Source organism: Sphingomonas sp. GlSt437 (assembly GCF_048015635.2).
Classification (GTDB): Bacteria; Pseudomonadota; Alphaproteobacteria; order Sphingomonadales; family Sphingomonadaceae; genus Sphingomonas.
The window spans coordinates 451,279-466,539 of sequence record NZ_JBPGYA010000001.1 but is presented as its reverse complement, the minus strand read 5'-3'; the positions used below and the strand labels follow the sequence as shown (position 1 = coordinate 466,539).

19 protein-coding genes and 2 pseudogenes are annotated in these 15,261 nt (G+C 65.0%); 1 reads left to right on the top strand and 20 read right to left on the bottom strand.

All coding sequences use genetic code 11. The features are described from left to right. Positions 1 to 10: 10 nt before the first annotated feature. The 19 genes and pseudogenes from ACLB0R_RS02510 to ACLB0R_RS02420 all read right to left on the bottom strand — a co-directional run bounded on the left by ACLB0R_RS02510 (position 11) and on the right by ACLB0R_RS02420 (position 13,526). Positions 11 to 280: a VirB3 family type IV secretion system protein gene (locus tag ACLB0R_RS02510; RefSeq protein ID WP_168073753.1), complete on the bottom strand. Its 270-nt coding sequence runs from the start codon at positions 278 to 280 to the stop codon at positions 11 to 13. Beyond that, positions 280 to 603 (bottom strand): TrbC/VirB2 family protein, encoded by a 324-nt coding sequence (locus tag ACLB0R_RS02505; protein ID WP_012047194.1) that lies wholly within the window; start codon positions 601 to 603, stop codon positions 280 to 282. The genes ACLB0R_RS02510 and ACLB0R_RS02505 overlap by 1 nt, the downstream gene beginning before the upstream one ends. Beyond that, positions 603 to 1,520, bottom strand: coding sequence for a P-type conjugative transfer ATPase TrbB (gene trbB / locus ACLB0R_RS02500; RefSeq protein ID WP_074551690.1), 918 nt, complete (start codon positions 1,518 to 1,520; stop codon positions 603 to 605). The genes ACLB0R_RS02505 and trbB overlap by 1 nt, the downstream gene beginning before the upstream one ends. 187 nt (positions 1,521 to 1,707) lie before the next feature. Beyond that, a complete protein-coding gene (locus ACLB0R_RS02495; protein ID WP_168073752.1) occupies positions 1,708 to 2,145 on the bottom strand; it encodes a ribbon-helix-helix domain-containing protein in 438 nt (145 codons plus the stop codon). A 2-nt stretch (positions 2,146 to 2,147) separates the two neighbouring features. Continuing rightward, positions 2,148 to 4,130: a conjugal transfer protein TraG gene (locus ACLB0R_RS02490; RefSeq protein WP_168073751.1), complete on the bottom strand. Its 1,983-nt coding sequence runs from the start codon at positions 4,128 to 4,130 to the stop codon at positions 2,148 to 2,150. A 106-nt stretch (positions 4,131 to 4,236) separates the two neighbouring features. After that, positions 4,237 to 5,988: a relaxase/mobilization nuclease domain-containing protein gene (locus ACLB0R_RS02485; RefSeq protein ID WP_332116666.1), complete on the bottom strand. Its 1,752-nt coding sequence runs from the start codon at positions 5,986 to 5,988 to the stop codon at positions 4,237 to 4,239. A gap of 247 nt (positions 5,989 to 6,235) precedes the next feature. Further along, positions 6,236 to 6,919 (bottom strand): lytic transglycosylase domain-containing protein, encoded by a 684-nt coding sequence (locus ACLB0R_RS02480; RefSeq protein WP_416641792.1) that lies wholly within the window; start codon positions 6,917 to 6,919, stop codon positions 6,236 to 6,238. Between the two features lie 145 nt (positions 6,920 to 7,064). Then, positions 7,065 to 7,577 (bottom strand): S26 family signal peptidase, encoded by a 513-nt coding sequence (locus ACLB0R_RS02475; RefSeq protein WP_416641791.1) that lies wholly within the window; start codon positions 7,575 to 7,577, stop codon positions 7,065 to 7,067. Beyond that, complete coding sequence (locus tag ACLB0R_RS02470; protein ID WP_416641790.1) at positions 7,574 to 8,083, bottom strand: DUF2840 domain-containing protein; 510 nt, start codon at positions 8,081 to 8,083, stop codon at positions 7,574 to 7,576. Before ACLB0R_RS02470 ends, ACLB0R_RS02475 begins: the two co-directional genes overlap by 4 nt. Next, positions 8,080 to 8,334, bottom strand: coding sequence for a hypothetical protein (locus ACLB0R_RS02465; protein WP_416641789.1), 255 nt, complete (start codon positions 8,332 to 8,334; stop codon positions 8,080 to 8,082). The genes ACLB0R_RS02470 and ACLB0R_RS02465 overlap by 4 nt, the downstream gene beginning before the upstream one ends. Continuing rightward, the gene (parA, locus tag ACLB0R_RS02460; protein ID WP_416641788.1) at positions 8,331 to 8,969 is read right to left on the bottom strand and encodes a ParA family partition ATPase; all 639 of its coding nucleotides are present in this window, start codon (positions 8,967 to 8,969) and stop codon (positions 8,331 to 8,333) included. Before parA ends, ACLB0R_RS02465 begins: the two co-directional genes overlap by 4 nt. A gap of 236 nt (positions 8,970 to 9,205) precedes the next feature. Then, positions 9,206 to 10,021 (bottom strand): annotated as a pseudogene (locus ACLB0R_RS02455) (replication initiator protein A); the annotation flags it as partial. A 7-nt stretch (positions 10,022 to 10,028) separates the two neighbouring features. Further along, positions 10,029 to 10,313, bottom strand: coding sequence for a helix-turn-helix transcriptional regulator (locus ACLB0R_RS02450; RefSeq protein ID WP_416641787.1), 285 nt, complete (start codon positions 10,311 to 10,313; stop codon positions 10,029 to 10,031). 132 nt (positions 10,314 to 10,445) lie between these two features. Next, positions 10,446 to 11,045: a DUF2285 domain-containing protein gene (locus ACLB0R_RS02445; RefSeq protein ID WP_434953687.1), complete on the bottom strand. Its 600-nt coding sequence runs from the start codon at positions 11,043 to 11,045 to the stop codon at positions 10,446 to 10,448. 25 nt (positions 11,046 to 11,070) lie between these two features. Further along, positions 11,071 to 11,211: pseudogene (locus ACLB0R_RS02440) on the bottom strand (transcriptional regulator domain-containing protein); the annotation flags it as partial. Positions 11,212 to 11,324: 113 nt separating this feature from the next. After that, on the bottom strand, positions 11,325 to 11,603 hold the full coding sequence (locus ACLB0R_RS02435; protein WP_416641784.1) for a DNA -binding domain-containing protein: 279 nt from the start codon (positions 11,601 to 11,603) through the stop codon (positions 11,325 to 11,327). A 51-nt stretch (positions 11,604 to 11,654) separates the two neighbouring features. Further along, a complete protein-coding gene (locus ACLB0R_RS02430; protein ID WP_416641783.1) occupies positions 11,655 to 11,930 on the bottom strand; it encodes an XRE family transcriptional regulator in 276 nt (91 codons plus the stop codon). 247 nt (positions 11,931 to 12,177) lie between these two features. Continuing rightward, positions 12,178 to 12,501 (bottom strand): DUF736 domain-containing protein, encoded by a 324-nt coding sequence (locus ACLB0R_RS02425; RefSeq protein ID WP_416641782.1) that lies wholly within the window; start codon positions 12,499 to 12,501, stop codon positions 12,178 to 12,180. A gap of 539 nt (positions 12,502 to 13,040) precedes the next feature. After that, a complete protein-coding gene (locus ACLB0R_RS02420; protein WP_416641781.1) occupies positions 13,041 to 13,526 on the bottom strand; it encodes a hypothetical protein in 486 nt (161 codons plus the stop codon). Between the two features lie 173 nt (positions 13,527 to 13,699). Between ACLB0R_RS02420 and ACLB0R_RS02415 the strand changes: the two genes are divergently transcribed. Continuing rightward, positions 13,700 to 14,266 (top strand): flavin reductase family protein, encoded by a 567-nt coding sequence (locus tag ACLB0R_RS02415; protein WP_434953686.1) that lies wholly within the window; start codon positions 13,700 to 13,702, stop codon positions 14,264 to 14,266. Between the two features lie 18 nt (positions 14,267 to 14,284). Here the strand turns inward: ACLB0R_RS02415 and ACLB0R_RS02410 are convergent, their stop codons facing one another. Continuing rightward, entirely contained in the window at positions 14,285 to 15,223 is a 939-nt protein-coding gene (locus ACLB0R_RS02410) for a DUF2493 domain-containing protein (RefSeq protein WP_416643078.1), read from the bottom strand. Positions 15,224 to 15,261: the final 38 nt, after the last annotated feature.

Here is a 15,261-nt window from a genome sequence, read left to right as displayed (position 1 = left end):
TGGGCGAACCTCACGAGACCATGTGCTGCGGATAACGCAGATGCCGACGCACGACGTCGACGAAGGCGGCGTCACGCTTCGCCGCCCAAACGGCGGCGATGTGACCGACAAGCCAGATGAGGCCGCCGACGATCCAGAGCCGAAGACCGAGCCCGATCGCGGCAGCAAGCGTGCCGTTCACGATCGCCACGGCGCGCGGCGCGCCGCCCAAGAGGATCGGCTCGGTCAACGCTCGGTGAACGGGCGCATAGAAGCCGGCGATGACGCCATCTTGCTCCATCACACCGTCACCCCGCCGCCGAACTGGAAGAAGGTCAGGAAGAAGCTCGACGCTGCGAAGGCGATGCTGAGGCCGAAGACGATCTGAATGAGGCGACGGAAGCCGCCGCTGGTCTCGCCGAAGGCGAGCGTCAGACCGGTGACGATAATGATGATCACCGACACGACCTTGGCCACGGGCCCTTGGATGCTCTCCAGGATCTGGTTGAGCGGCTGCTCCCACGGCATGTTCGATCCGGCCGCATAGGCCGGCGCGGTCGCGAGGGCGACGAAGACGAAGGCGGTTGCCGTGGCGAACGCACGGCGGGCATCCTTGATTAACATCACGGTTCTCCTGCGGGGGTGAGGACGTAGTCGCCGGCGGGCGAGAGGCCCTTCACCGCGGCGAGCTCGGCGAGCCGGCGCGCGGAGCCGCGGCCGGCGAGGACCGCGATGAGGTCGATCGTCTCGGCGATGAGCGCGCGCGGAACGGTGACCACGGCTTCCTGGATGAGCTGTTCGAGCCGGCGCAGTGCGCCGATGGCGGAGCCTGCGTGCAGCGTGCCCACGCCCCCGGGGTGTCCCGTGCCCCAGGCTTTCAGAAGATCGAGCGCCTCTGCCCCGCGAACCTCGCCGATCGGGATGCGGTCGGGCCGCAGGCGCAGCGACGAGCGGACCAGATCAGACAGCGACGCAGCCCCGTCCTTGGTGCGCAGCGCCACGAGGTTCGGCGCGGCGCATTGCAACTCGCGCGTATCCTCGATGAGCACGATGCGGTCGCCGGTCTTGGCGACTTCTGCGAGGATCGCGTTGACCAGCGTCGTCTTGCCGGTGCTCGTCCCGCCGGCGACCAGCACGTTCTTTCGGTCGCGCACGGCCGCGCGGAGCAGCTCGGCCTGGTCGGCCGACATGATGCCGGCCTCGACGTAGTCGCCGAGCGTGTAAACGGCGACGGCCGGCCGCCGGATGGCAAAGCACGGCGCAGCCACCACGGGCGGCACCAGGCCCTCGAACCGCTCCCCGCTTTCCGGCAATTCCGCCGAGACGCGCGGGCTGCCGGCATGCACTTCGACCCCGACATGGTGCGCGACCAGGCGCACGATGCGCTCGGCGTCCGCGGGCGTGACGCGACAGCCGGTGTCTTCAAGACCGCCTGACAGCCGATCGATCCAGAGGCGACCGTCAGGGTTGAGCATCACCTCGACGATGCTGGGATCTTCGAGATAGCCGGAGATCGCCGGACCAAGCGCCGTGCGCAGCATGCGCGCGCCTCGGGCGAATACTTCAGATCGGAGGGAGATCGTCGTCACAAGAGCCCCGCAAATTAGCCTCCTGTGGAGGCGCAGATGTCAGCGGGGTTGAGTAGAAAGAGCCGGAACTGGGACTCCGCAACAACAACAAGGAGGCGGGAGGGCTCTGGGATAGAATGACAAGCGAGAAGGACGATCGCTATTCTGACTGCGTGTCTGCTGAACCCTCCTTTTGCGCTGGCACGTCGCGAATCACCTCGTCAGCTAGTTTGTGACCGCGCGCGAGACGACGGCCGAGCGCTTCGATGTAACCTTCGTAGCGCTCTCGTCCTTTTGTTTGCGCGGCGGCAAGCGCCGTGTCAGGCAGCGGCGGCGTGCTGGTCAGCCAAAACCGGACGAACACCGCGAGCGCTTCATTCGAGATCGTGACGTGGCGCTCGATGCGCTCCATGTCGCGGACCATACGGTCCAGGCGTCGCGCGAGCGCCGCTTCGAGTCGGTCCGCGGCATCGGGCGAAAGATAAGAGGCGAGCGCTGCCTCGACGATCAACGCCTGCGGCACGCGCTTGCGGGCGGCGTAATCGGCGAGCCTTGTAGCCAGGTCGGGTGGAAGCCGAAAGGTGTGCTTCGTGCGCACGGCTACATCTGCATGTCATCGTCCGCGTCGAGCGAGATTTGTCGCGCGCTGCCGAAATTGCGCTGCATGATCCGCTGGCGCTGGGCGTCGTCGTCTGGCTCGTCCTCGACGGGCTCGAATTCCTGCACCGGCTTTCGTGGCTCGGGAACAATCTCCTCGTGGTCCGGAAGTTCGGGTTCGCGCCGGATTCCCGCATTGTCCGGATCGTCCGTCTCTGCGGCGGTTGGCGCTGACGCGATCGCGCCGCTCCAGGTATTCACCTGGGACGTGTTGGGGGCTGGCGGTTGAAGAACAGCGTTTCCGCCCGATGATCTGGGCGGCGGAAGAATCCGCCCGGCGAGCTCGGGGTCTTCGTAATACCGAGCTTTCTTCGCCCGGACGGGCGCACTCCCCGATATCATGACGATCTCGTCGTCGGGCGGGAGTTGCATGATCTCGCCGGGAGTTAACAGCGGCCGCGCGGTTTCTTGCCGGGAGATCATCAGATGTCCAAGCCACGGACTGAGTCGGCTGCCGGCATAGTTTTTCATCGCTCGGATTTCGGTGGCCGTGCCAAGTGCATCCGACACGCGTTTCGCTGTGCGTTCGTCGTTGCTGGCGAACGAGACGCGCACGTGGCAATTGTCCAGGATGGAATTGTTCTGACCGTACGCCTTCTCGATCTGGTTCAGCGACTGCGCGATCAGGAAGGATTTCAATCCATAGCCCGCCATGAACGCCAATGCCGACTCGAAGAAGTCGAGCCTGCCGAGCGCGGGAAACTCATCGAGCATCAGCAGCAGGCGATGTCGCCGCCGCTTGTTCTCTAGCTCTTCGGTTAGCCGTCTTCCGATCTGGTTGAGGATGAGGCGCACGAGCGGTTTCGTGCGGCTGATGTCCGAGGGTGGCACGACGAGATAGAGCGTCACAGGATGCTCAGCCTCGACCAGGTGGCGGATGCGCCAGTCGCAGCGTTGTGTGACCGCCGCGACCACCGGATCTCGATAGAGGCCCAGGAAGGACATCGCGGTCGACAGTACGCCGCTGCGTTCGTTCTCGCTCTTGTTCAACAGCTCTCGCGCGGCGCTGGCGACGACGGGATGGACTCCCTTCTCGCCGAGATGCGGCGTGGTCATCATCGCCCGAAGCGTCTTCTCGATTGGTCGCTTCGGATCGGAGAGGAAATTGGCGACGCCGGCGAGCGTCTTGTCGGGTTCGGCGTAAAGGACATGCAGGATCGTGCCGACCAGAAGCGAGTGGCTGGTCTTCTCCCAATGGTTCCTGCGTTCGAGCGCCCCTTCGGGATCAACCAGCACGTCGGCGATGTTCTGGACGTCTCTGACTTCATACTCGCCGCGCCGGACCTCGAGCAAAGGATTGTAAGCGCTGCTTTGCGGATTGGTCGGATCGAACAGGACCACGCGGCCGAACCGCGCACGCCAGCCGGCGGTGAGCGTCCAGTTCTCCCCCTTGATGTCATGGACGATGCAGCTTCCCGGCCAGGTCAGCAGCGTCGGAACAACAAGACCGACGCCCTTGCCGCTTCGGGTCGGTGCGAAACACAGCACATGCTCGGGTCCATGATGACGGAGGTAGGCTCCGTGCCAGCGGCCGAGCAACACGCCGTCTGGGTGAAGAAGGCCGGCTGCGCGGATCTCGCGTTCCTCGGCCCAGCGAGCCGAACCGTAGGTCGTGGCGCGCTTTACCTCGCGCGCACGCCAGACCGACATGGCGACAGCGACGACGAAGGCAGCGACCCCGCCTGCGCCAGCGATGAAGCCGCCGGTGACGAAAATGTCGTGTGCGTAAGCGTCGAAAGAGAACCACCACCAGAAGAAGGCCGCCGGGAAATAGACCGGCCATCCGAAGAGCGAGAACCAGGGGCTGCCGAGCTGCGGCTGGAAGGCAAGCTGCCACGCCGTCCATTGCGTCGCGGCCCAGACGAAGCCGAGTGTGGTCGAGCACACAACGAAGACTTGCAGCCAGAGTATTTTGGTCGGGTTCATGGCGCCACACCAGCGCTTCCGCGATCGCTTCCTGCAAGCACGAACCGTATGGGATCAAAGGGCCGGACACGCTGGGTCAGAAATCGGATGCACCGCAGGCGCGCCTTCACAGGCCCAGTCCCCGTTTCCGTCCCGGGTCCCAGTCGACTCGTCCGCCCGGCGCCATGACGCCGCGGACTTCGCGGCCGAGGTTCTTTTCCAAAGCCGGACGCCACGGCACGAGTTGGAATCCCAACCCATCATCGATCATGGCGAAGCGCCCCGACGCGAGTGTCACCCGTTCGCGATAAACGCCAGCGACACGCTCGCCTTCAGCGGCCGGGTGGTACGCCAGACCCGTGTCGGCTGATAATCTGGCCGTGGCCTCCTCAAGCTCGCGCCGCTGGAGTGTCGAAAGGAGATCGCGGGCGAAGATCACGCGCTGGCCCTGTCGTCTGGCCAGGCCTTCCTCGACCAGGTAATCAGCGCGGGCATCCATCGCGTCGCGGACTTCGGCGCCGAAGCCGCTGCCGCTGAGCGGTGGGTCTTTCGCAAGAAGCTGACGATCGAGCCAGGTCGCTCCCGATGCCCCGACCTGATCAGAAATGGACAGATCCGACCTGGTCGCGAGCGATAGCCGTCGTCGTCCATCGGGATCGTCATAAGCGCGCACCTCGACGATCGCGCCGGGCGTGGCATCGCCGGTGAATTCGAGGTCTGCAAACCTCAAATGGTGGGTATGGCCATCGACGCCGGCGACGATGACGTAGGCCGTGCCCTTGAGCTCATCATCGAGACCACGCTGGACGAGTCGGCCCAGCACCGGATGGGAAGGCTCGTCGCCATGCAGCGCGAAGCGGCTGACGTCCGGTTCTGATCCGCTTCGGCTCATGGCTTGGTGCATCGTCTTGATGATGTCGCCGCGGATACCGAGCTGGCGCAGCGTTCCGTCGAGGCCGGGCTTGAGGGTCCAGCAGGCCGGGCCAACCGGATCGGCCAAGCCGAGACGTTCGAGCTTGGCCGCCCGTCCGAGCAACAGTCGACGCAGCTCCGGATCCTCGGCGTTCGGACCAGGCCGAAGATCTGCGACGCCGCCGCATTCGTCCGAAATGTCGCGCAGCGCCCGATCGAGACTTGTCCAGCGCTCGGCCTCCACCTCGCGTTGAAGCGCGCTGTGGATTTGCGGTTCAGTGCGCGGACCAAGTTCGAGCGTGATCCGCTCGGCGGCCCGGTCGCGGATTCCTCGGCTGATATAGTCGCGGCTGATCACCAGATCCTGGCCGTCATCGGCGCGGCCGCGGATCAGGAGGTGGACATGGGCATTGTCGGTGTTCCAGTGATCGACGGCGACCCAGTCGAGCTGGGTGCCGAGGTCCCTTTCCATGTCGGCGACCAGCTCGCGCGTGAACGTCTTGAGGTCGCCGATCTCGGCCGCATCCTCTGGAGAGACGATGAAGCGGAAATGGTGGCGATCGTCCTTGCAGCGCTCGGCGAACGCACGCTCGTCGGCTTCGTCTCCGGCCGCATCGAACATCCGCGCCGGCTGACCGTCTTTGGTGACGCCTTCGCGTTTGAGATAGGCGATGTGCTTCGGCAAAGGCGCCGAGCGGAATCGGGGACCCTGGTGGCGGACGACGCGCGCCTTGGTGACGACGCGCCGGGCATTCGAGCGCAGCCGGATCGAGACCGCGGCGCGCCGGCCACGACCGAAGCGGGAGCGGCTCCGCCCCTGGCCGGAGCGGAAGCTGTTCCCGACATGCCCGGCCTTCTTCGCGGCCCGCATCACCTCGCCGACGAATGTCTGCGGACGTTTGCCGCCGCGGTTGCCATGCTGGATGCGGCCGGGCCGGATGCGCAGGTCGTCGTCGCGCGTCGTCATCGGGCCGAATCCGGGTGTTCAGGCGTGCGACGGCGGTGCAGACATTGATTTGCTTGGACAAATCGAGGTGAGCGCCAGCAGGGGTAGTCGGTGATATCGGTAAATTGTCCAATACAACTAACCACATAAGCCGCGCCGAAGGCCGGCCTTTTCCCTTGCCGTCCGTTGGTGGGTTTCCTGCGCCGATGTTCCGCTCCCCACAATCCTTCGATCGAGCCGTCCGTCACCTTCGTCGAATGAAAAGCACTCATTGCGATCGCCCTGCAGCCGACAGGGCGACGAAGAGCCCGTCAGACTGTGGAGCAAGCCCCGTCCAATCCTGCGGCGGGCTGACGCTAGCGGCGGTCGACACCCGCGATTGGGCTGCCGTCGATTTGTCGCTGGGCGCGTCGGACCGCTGTTCGGGAAATAGCGACGCTTCCGTCCAGGAGCGCACGATGGATGCGAGCAATGCCGTGTCGTCGTTCGCGCTGCCACCGACGATTGGCGCGAGCCTCGTAAGGTAGGCGCGCGTTTCTGCCGGCAGCGGGCGTCCAGTGGCCAGGTGATCTTCCCAGCGTGCGGGACCGGCGTTGTAGGCCGCGAGGAAGCCGGGAATTCCATAGCGGTCGTGCAGCTCTCGTAGGTAGGCCGCACCAGCCATGATGTTGTCGTGCGCATCGTATGGATTGACGCCGAGACCGTAGCGCCGGCGCAGTGCAGCCCATGTCTCGGGCATGATTTGCATCAGGCCCATCGCACCTTTGGGCGAGATCGCGCGCACGTCGCCGAAGCTTTCTGCGCGCAGGACGGCTCGGATCCATGCAGCCGGAATGCCGAAGCGACGCGAGGCTTCGGCCACGAGCGCATCGAACCGGGTCGCGACGGCAACGCGCGTGATGGGACGTCCGGGCGCGGATTGGGCGCAGGCCGGCATGTAGGGTGCGAACACCCCCGCCGACAGACAAACAGCGATGAATGGGATACTCAGAATCCGAGCGAAGCACGGTTCTGAACGACGGCGTGCCGGTAAGGAGAAAGGGGCACGGAAGGGCCGCCGCGCACGGATGATGACGGTGGAGCGACGCCGCGGCATGTCAATCGTCCTCCTGCGTCCAGAGGGGATCGGCGCGGCCGACAATCGTGGTGCGGGAGAGCAACCCGAAATAGCGGCCGTCAAGGGAGTCTTCGGACTGCCAGTTCATCAGGAAGACCTGGCCCTCGGGGATGCGTTGGCATCCATGCCAGACAGGAAGCGGCCGACCGCGGGTATCGCGCTCGAGAGCCTCCCCCATCGCAACGCCATCGACCGTGATCGTGCGTTGATCCCGGCAGACCATCTGCCCAGGAAGCGCAAGCACGCGTTTCAGCATCGGCACACCCTTGGGGAGATAGCGCCGATCAGCGAGGAATTGTGCGAGTGTGTTCGGCGGCCGGACGACGACCAGCTCGGTGACATGGAGAATGCCGGCCGGTCGAATGGCGTAAAGCCCGATCGGGACACTCTCGCTGGCGTTCCAAATGAACCTGGGCGACATGGGGAAGATTGCGCTGCAGCTCGAGACCAGCAGCACCAGATACGTCGTCATGACGTAGCCAAAGCGCGTCATGACAGCGTGCTCCGCCGTAGGAGCCACGCGCGGTGCTGGTCGCGACTGTACGGGCGCGGCTCGTATCCGGCAGACAGCCGATTGTGGACGTGCCGCCAGTGATCCGGCGCCGCGTCCGCGGCTTCGATGCCAAGCGCCTCGACCGAGTCGATCGCCTTCAGAACACGCTCGACTTTGGGCCAGCCGCTGATGCGCAGCAGGATGTCGCCACCTGGGCGGACGAAGGGAAGCGTCTGGTAGGCAACGCCATGCGTGACCGACTGAACGATGTCGATGCGCGAGATGATCGTGCCGAAGTCGTTCGATGCCCAACGCACGAACGCGAACACATTGCCTGGCGCGAAGGAGAGGACGCGTCGCCTGCGGTCGAGGATCGTCTCACCGCAGTCCCGGCCGAAACGGATCCAGTGTTCGATGCGGCCCTCAAGCCACGTCAGCTCGACACGGGTGAGCAATGGCGCGGCGTCCGGTCTTGGTGCGCGCGCAAGGTCGGGTTCAAATCTCATGACTTGCCTCCATCGGTCTCGGGGAATTCGCGCGCGAGGAGCGTGCGCAGCATGTCGGCGACGGTTTCGCCGCGCTGGAAGGCTGCGATCTTGATGCGGCTACGAAGCGCGGGCGTGATGTCCACGGTCAGACGGGCGGTGTAGAGATCGCTCGCTGGTGGGGCGCCGACGCCGTGATCCGGTGTTCTGATCCAGGCTTCCGCGTCGCGCGGCCGGGACGCAAAGCTGCCGTTCTGGCGGCGCGCGGTCATGGCGCGAGCCTTTCGGTTTCGGCGGCAAACGCGGCGATCTCGCGCGCGGCGGCGCCGCTGCTCTTGTGCTCGAACACGAGCTGGCCGGTGCGTGCGGCGTCAGCGAAGATCACGCGCTGGCTGATGCGGGCAGTGAGCGCTGGCGGATCGTGATCTGCGAGGCTCTGCGCCGTGTCACGCGCGATGATCGTGCGGGCGGGGCAGCGGTTGAGCGCGAAGCGCGCGACGAGCGCGGGGCGAAAGACGCGCGCTTCGGCGATCAGCGCCAGCATCTCGGCCGAGGCCCAGCCATCGAAAGGCGACGGCTGGGCCGGCACGAGGACGGCATCCGCGGCGAGCAGCGCCGAGCGCAGCAAGGCCGCGATGCGCGGCGGCCCGTCGATGACAACGTGGTCGGCATCGCGGGCGAGCTCGGGTGCTTCCCGGTGGAGCGTATCGCGAGCGAGGCCGATGACGCCGAATAAGCGCTCGAAGCGGCGTCGCGCGCGCTGCTCGGACCAGTCGAGCGCCGACCCTTGGGGATCGGCGTCGATCACGGTCACACGCTTTCCCTGACGGGCCCAGTGACCGGCGAGATGCAGGGCGAGCGTGGTCTTACCGACGCCGCCCTTCTGATTGAGGAGCGCGACGATCACGGCGCGTCGCCTTCGGTTTTGCACCGCGCAGACGGATCGCAAACAACAGAATCGTTAGATTCTTCTCTGTTAGAATCTAAGTTAGGCGTTCCGTAAGCGATGGAATCTTCGGCAGAAAACGCGGCTTCCGGTTCCTGATGGCACGGGACCGCGGTTCCCGATGGCACGGGAGCGGCGGTTCCCGATGGCACGAGGGATTCCACAGCTTGTCCACAGCCCCCTGTGGACAACCGAGCGGGAGCAAAGGCGAGAAGTTCGTGTCCGCCGCGATCGTGCTCGACGTCGAGGCGGTAGCCGGGAAGCGGCTGCCGGCGCGCGATGTCACGCAGCTCGAAGGCGAAGCGCTTGAACGGCGAAAGGCTCGCCGACTTGTCGTAGAGATGACGGAAATCGAACCGCCAACCCGCGCGCTGTCTGCCGGCGTGCTTGCGCACGATGCGATAAAGCCAGCGCTCAAGACCGCCCGTGAGTTTGAAATATTCACGATCGATGGTCAGCACGAGCGCGTCGTCGAGGATCGCTCTGTAGAACCAGTCGGGCACGATGAGATCGATGCCATCGGCGCGACCATGGGCGTCGGCGCGTTCGGTCCATTCGTTGATCCATGAGAAGCGGTGTGCGCGGCGTTCGCTCGCTTGCCGCAGCGTGGTAGCGACGGTGGTCGATTGCAGACGGTCGAGGGCCGCCTTAAGGCGGTGGTAATCGCGTGCGCTGTCGCCGCGACCGATGAAGGTCAGAATCTCGTAGGGCGTGGCGGCCATGAGGCGCGAAGTGCGCAGGCCGTTGTCGCGCGCCTGGACAATTTGGGAGGCGGCCCAGATCAGGATGTCGGCGTCCCAGATGGTCGCCATGCCATGCTCCGGCACGGCCTCCACGCGGATGGCGATTTCGCCTGTTCGGTAGTCGATCGGCGTGATGCGATGGGTCTTGGCGAGGGAGAAGAACGGATAGGCCATGAGGTCCTGCGCATCGCGTGGTGCAAGATCGCCAGGCAGCGCCCGAAACAGTTCGAGCTGCTCGCGTTCGGATCGTGTGCGGTGGCGCGACGACATCGGGCTGTCAGCGGCGCGGGTGACGGGCTTGCTCAAGTTCCGCCGCCGAGTGGCGGCGTGCCGGTAGAACGACGGCTCTGCCGGGATCGGACGTCGACGCCTTCGCGGCCGCATCGACCCACTCCTGCAGGTCTTCGACGCGATAGACGACACGCCCGCCGAGTTTGGAGTAGCGGGGGCCTGTGCCGTAGATGCGATGCTTTTCAAGCGTGCGGATGGAGAGACCGACGAAACGCGCGGCTTCGGGCGTGCGCAGATAGCGCGGCGGAATGCCGGCGAGGCTGGTGGACATGGGATACCTCCGTGATCGTGCGGGCGGCCGTCGGAGGACGGCGGCTATTGGCGACCACGGTGGCGGAGGGGCCTCGGCCTCAATAGTGCGATGTCGCGGGGTGGTGAGAACGCACCCGGACTGGGGCGAACGTCAGATTCGGCGCCGGTAGGGATAGACGAGAAGCTGCCGGTAGCCGCCTCTCATCAACTTGAATCCGAGGCGCACGAGGCGGCCTGTCTGGTCGCGCAACTCGTGGGAGATCCAGTCGCGTTTCGAGATCGGCGCGGCGTCGAAAAGCCCGGCCGCGATGTCCGGATAGGTCGTCCCGAGGAGGCGCGCATCGAGCGCGCGGAGTGCGAGGATGAAGCGCGCCTGGCGGTCGGCTGTGAGGGCTCCGGGATCAGATCCAGGTCGGCGGCCGTTCAAGGCCCGCCACAGGCGGAGCGCGGCGGCGACACGGATCTCGAAGAGCTGATCGAGCGGCAGGAGGGCAGCGTACGGTCCAGACATATCGAGCCCTTCGATCCGCATATGCGCGCCGGCAAGGTCAACAAAGCCCTCCAGGTCCACTTGCGAGAGAGCGGCGATAAGGCTTGCGGCGATCATGAAGCTAGGATTGACGAGGCCTTCCGCCGCTCTTGTTAGCGTGACAAGACTGGGAAGTACCTTGGCCGTCCATCGAACGTCGCTTGCTGGAAGCTCCGGCAATCCGTCTTCGAAATCGAACCCCCCAGCGTTCTGCGAACGCATCGGCGTCACTGACCTCAAGCGGCCGGCCGCGCGCCTTGCGCGCCAGCCGCGCGTGGTCTGCGCGGAACTCGGGGTTACGGCGAAGAAATTCGAATGCGAAGGCCGGCGCGTCGAGCGACCGCAGCTCTTGATACGCGTCCGCCGATCGCCAATCGGCAGTACTCATTGGCGTGTCCTCCCCAACCGGGATGGGTTGGACCTTGAGCATGCGCGCTAAGGTGGCGCTCAGAAAACTAACTGGAGTCGCACCGTGCGGTGCAGAAGCTGCACGGAACTTTTTCAGTGTGGCGCACCGCCGTGGAGCAGATGACGGTATCCCTTTTCGGTCATCCAGCGAGCGCGGGCGAGGTGGCTTTCCCAGGCCCGGCGCGCACGCTCGGGTTCATGTGCTGGATCGATGTGCAAAACGATCCTCGTCACCTCCTGCCAGTCGGCGCCTTCGGCATCCGCGTCGAGGAGTCGTAGATACGTCACCAAATGCTGCTCGTCGTACCCGGTAAGGATCGCGGCCGTCGGCGCAACATCCTCCACCGGGGGATCAAGCGGCGGCGATTCCATCCCAAGCTCCTCGTGTTGGACCCCGTCTGCTGGTCGTATACTGCCTGTTAACTATGACGAGCGCGAGAGAGCCCGTCGTCGCGAAATTCCCTTCGGCGTTTCGTTGAGGAGCATTACGCCGCGACCGCGATCCGACTCCATGAACAGGATGCCGGCATTTTCCAACGCACGCCGCACCAGGTCGCGCGTCGTGTCGTGAACCGGCAGCTCGCGCTCCGATTCGAGGCGTTTCAGGGCGGTCAAAGCCACCAGGGCCTTTTCGGCGAGCATCTCCTGCGTCCAAAACAGCAAGGCTCGCGCCGCCCGCACTTGTCGGCCGGTGATCATTCATGATCACCTCCGACAGACGATCTGCGCGCACCAGGAAAACGACTATAATAGTCGTTTTCGCTGCGCTCAACACCTTCCTGAACGCCGAAATCGGGCTCTCCAAGGGTCGCCGCGGTGCTGCTTTTTCAGGGGTGATTCGCCCCGCTCAGGCGCTCTGAAGCAGGCTTCTGGGCAGCCGGGACGGGTACGAGGCTGTGTAGAAGAACCCCGCCCGGCGGGACCGGGCGGGGCTTTCGCGGAAGCCTCAGTCGCCGTTGCGCTTGTTCGGCCGCGACCAGATGAGGGTGAAGCCTTCGCCGTCCTCGTCGTCGAACAGGTTGGCGAAGATCGGCGCCGTGAACGAGGGGTCGTCGAGCTTGAGCGAGAGGTAGTCGCGGCCCTCGTTGGAGCGCTTCGACCACGCCGCCCCGATCTCGGCCCGGCCCACATAGACGCGGTGGCTGGGAGCGTTCTCGTTGGAGCGGTTGGTCTCGGCGACGATCCGGACGCCCTTGGTCTGCAAGCTCAGGGTGACGATCTCGCCCTGGAAGTCGCTGCCGACCTTCTTGAAAGAACCGATGTTAGCCATGTCACTTCTCCTTGCTGGTTTCGAGCCCGCGACCACCGCGGCCTCGATGGCGATCGACAGGCCGGGGACGATCGACGACGCACCCGCTCGCGGGCCGGAGCGCAGCGGAGGATGACGGCGGTGAGACTTTCTTGCCTCGCGAGGAATGGGCTTTAGCCCAGGGGAAGAAAGTCGAGCCGATGGCGTTGCGGCTCAGGCGATCGAGGCGCAGCCGGTCTTCGGCCAGATCAGGCCATCACGAGGCCAGGTGCGTCCGTGCTCTGAACAGCATCCTCGGGAGAAGACGTGGCTGATCTCGGTTGTCCTGCACAAGATGTCGGCGCGTTCAGGCGTAGAGAAAGAAGCCATAGCGTAGAAAAAGGCGGGATCGCTTGCCGCAGAAATACCGCGACGGAACGCTTCTGCCGAAGTTCATGTGGCGCCGGGGGATCGGTATGACGAGTCTCTGCGCTGCGAAGGGCCGCGGGTCCATTCTCGTTCTACCAACGACCTCACGAGGCCTCGATCGTGAACGAATGGTCGTCGATGTGAGGCGTGGCTCAGCCTTCGTGTGTCGCGGCCTTGAAAACCGGCTGTGGCTCATCCGTCGTTGAAACCCCGCCCGGCCGCAATGGAAGGGGTTCGGCAAGCACCGTCATGCGCGCCCATGCCGTGCCGCCGATGACGATGGCGCCGATCCAGGCGAAGCACTCGCGCCAGAGAAGCGATGGAACGCCGATCTGCGACAAGCCGAGCACGGCGTGGTAACCGGCGATCGCGGCGGGAATGGCGAAGGCGGCCGCAATGGCCGCGCGCAGGGGAATCGGCTTTACGAGTGCGAAGGCGATCTGGCCGACGCCGAGCGTCAGCGCTCCAACGACCAGCCCGACAAGGAGCGCGCCGAGCACGCCCGCGCCGCTGTGGAACGCGGCCATACCGGCGGTGAGGCCGACGAAGAAGGGCAGCGCGTAGACAGCGAGGTTGAAGATCAGCCAACAGAACAGGCCGATCCCAAAGATGCTGAGGATGAGTCCGATGACAAGCATGGCGGTGCCTCCGTGACAAAAAGAGATGTGACGGCTGCGCCTTCCACCACCACCACGGCGCGATCCAAAGTATAGTCGAAGACGGCTTGGAATGGGAGGGTAAACCCGTCCCAGCGGGCGCCGGCGGTGTCCGGACCGGGCCGAGCAGCCCTCTTGGATCACGCGGAGAGCCAATGGCGAGGCACGCAGAAAAGCTTGATTTCCCTGTGTCCCAGGTCCGGCGCTACCTGGAACCTGGGCCAATCGTGATGGTCTCGTCGGCACTCGATGACAGGCGCAACATCATGACGATGGGCTGGCATACGGTGATGGAATTCACGCCCTCCCTCGTCGGCTGCGTCATTGCCGGCGGGAATTACAGCTTCGAACTCATCCGAAAGAGCCGCGAATGCGTGATCAACCTGCCGACGACCTCGTTGACCGACGTCGTGGTCGGCGTCGGCAACACGAGCGGCGCGGATGTCGATAAGTTTGAGAAGTTCGGCCTGACAGCGCGAGCGGCGACGCATGTGAAGGCGCCGCTCATCGCGGAGTGCCACGCCAACTTCGAATGCCGTCTTGTCGACGATGCGCTGGTCGACAGGTACAACTTCTTCATCTTCGAAGTCGTGAAGGCGCATGTCGCCAAGTCGCCGAAGCATCCAGAGACGCTGCACTATACCGGCGACGGTGTGTTCATGGTCTCCGGCAAGATCGTCAGCCGGCGAAGGCTCTTCCGCCCGGAGTTGCTCGATAGCTGAGACGGCGAATGGCGACGCTCACGCGCCGCCCTCGCCATGCTTCCAGACCGGAATGCCGAGCTTCCTCGCCTTGTCGGCCAGGTTGTCCTGGATGCCGGTGCCCGGGAAGTGGAGGACGCCGATCGGCAGGATGGCGAGCATTGCGTCGTTCCGTTTGAACGGAGCTGCCTTCGCGTGCTTCGTCCAGTCGGGCTTGAAGGCGATCTGCGGCACCTTGCGGTTGCTCGCCCATTTGGAGGCGATGAGTTCGGCGCCCTTCGGCGAGCCGCCGTGCAGCAACACCATGTCGGGATGCTTGGCGTGGACTTTGTCGAGCCGATCCCAGATCAGGTGATGATCGTTGAAGTCGAGGCCGCCGGTGAGTGCGATCTTCGGTCCCGGCGGCAGCATCACCTCGGTTTCGGCCCGTCGCTTCGCAGCCAGGAAGTCGCGGCTGTCGATCATCGCGGCCGTGAGCGCTCGGTGGTTGACTAGCGATCCCGAGCGGGGACGCCAGGGTGAGCCGGTGTGGACCTCGAAATGTTCGGCGGCCTGGTCGCGAAAGAGCTCCATGCTGTTGCGGCGCTCGGTCAGCGTGATGCCCTCTGCCGTCAGCCGTTCGAGTTCGACGGATTTCACCTCCGAGCCGTTCTGTTCGCGCTGACTGCGCCGCTGCGCCTGCTCATTGTCGTCGAGCTCGCGCTCGATGCGGTCGACGGCGCGGTGGAAGAGATTGACGGTAGACCAGAGCAGGTCTTCGAGGTCGGGTTCGAGGCGCGTGTCGCTCAGGGTCGAGACGAGAGCGTCGATAATGTCGGCGACGGCTCCGGCCACGGCATTGCCTTCGGGAAGTGGCCTTGGGTCGGGTTCGTCCTGGAAGGGACGGTAGCCATAGAGCTGAAGCTCGTTGAGGACATGATCGGTCGGGGATGAGCTGTGCGGCGGTTCGAATTCGGTGTCGTCGTGGTCGGTCGTCATGGTGAGGTCCTTTGCCGGATCGGCCGCGCCCATCGCGG

Excerpts from the sequence above, each read along its gene's own strand:
- ACLB0R_RS02510 (WP_168073753.1), bottom strand. The coding sequence starts at position 280 with ATGGAGCAAGATGGCGTCATCGCCGGCTTCTATGCGCCCGTTCACCGA.
- ACLB0R_RS02505 (WP_012047194.1), bottom strand. The coding sequence starts at position 603 with ATGTTAATCAAGGATGCCCGCCGTGCGTTCGCCACGGCAACCGCCTTC.
- trbB (WP_074551690.1), bottom strand. The coding sequence starts at position 1,520 with ATGCTGCGCACGGCGCTTGGTCCGGCGATCTCCGGCTATCTCGAAGAT.
- ACLB0R_RS02490 (WP_168073751.1), bottom strand. The coding sequence starts at position 4,130 with ATGAACCCGACCAAAATACTCTGGCTGCAAGTCTTCGTTGTGTGCTCG.
- ACLB0R_RS02485 (WP_332116666.1), bottom strand. The coding sequence starts at position 5,988 with ATGACGACGCGCGACGACGACCTGCGCATCCGGCCCGGCCGCATCCAG.
- ACLB0R_RS02475 (WP_416641791.1), bottom strand. The coding sequence starts at position 7,577 with ATGACGCGCTTTGGCTACGTCATGACGACGTATCTGGTGCTGCTGGTC.
- ACLB0R_RS02470 (WP_416641790.1), bottom strand. The coding sequence starts at position 8,083 with ATGAGATTTGAACCCGACCTTGCGCGCGCACCAAGACCGGACGCCGCG.
- ACLB0R_RS02465 (WP_416641789.1), bottom strand. The coding sequence starts at position 8,334 with ATGACCGCGCGCCGCCAGAACGGCAGCTTTGCGTCCCGGCCGCGCGAC.
- ACLB0R_RS02450 (WP_416641787.1), bottom strand. The coding sequence starts at position 10,313 with ATGTCCACCAGCCTCGCCGGCATTCCGCCGCGCTATCTGCGCACGCCC.
- ACLB0R_RS02445 (WP_434953687.1), bottom strand. The coding sequence starts at position 11,045 with ATGCGTTCGCAGAACGCTGGGGGGTTCGATTTCGAAGACGGATTGCCG.
- ACLB0R_RS02435 (WP_416641784.1), bottom strand. The coding sequence starts at position 11,603 with ATGGAATCGCCGCCGCTTGATCCCCCGGTGGAGGATGTTGCGCCGACG.
- ACLB0R_RS02430 (WP_416641783.1), bottom strand. The coding sequence starts at position 11,930 with ATGATCACCGGCCGACAAGTGCGGGCGGCGCGAGCCTTGCTGTTTTGG.
- ACLB0R_RS02425 (WP_416641782.1), bottom strand. The coding sequence starts at position 12,501 with ATGGCTAACATCGGTTCTTTCAAGAAGGTCGGCAGCGACTTCCAGGGC.
- ACLB0R_RS02420 (WP_416641781.1), bottom strand. The coding sequence starts at position 13,526 with ATGCTTGTCATCGGACTCATCCTCAGCATCTTTGGGATCGGCCTGTTC.
- ACLB0R_RS02415 (WP_434953686.1), top strand. The coding sequence starts at position 13,700 with ATGGCGAGGCACGCAGAAAAGCTTGATTTCCCTGTGTCCCAGGTCCGG.
- ACLB0R_RS02410 (WP_416643078.1), bottom strand. The coding sequence starts at position 15,223 with ATGACGACCGACCACGACGACACCGAATTCGAACCGCCGCACAGCTCA.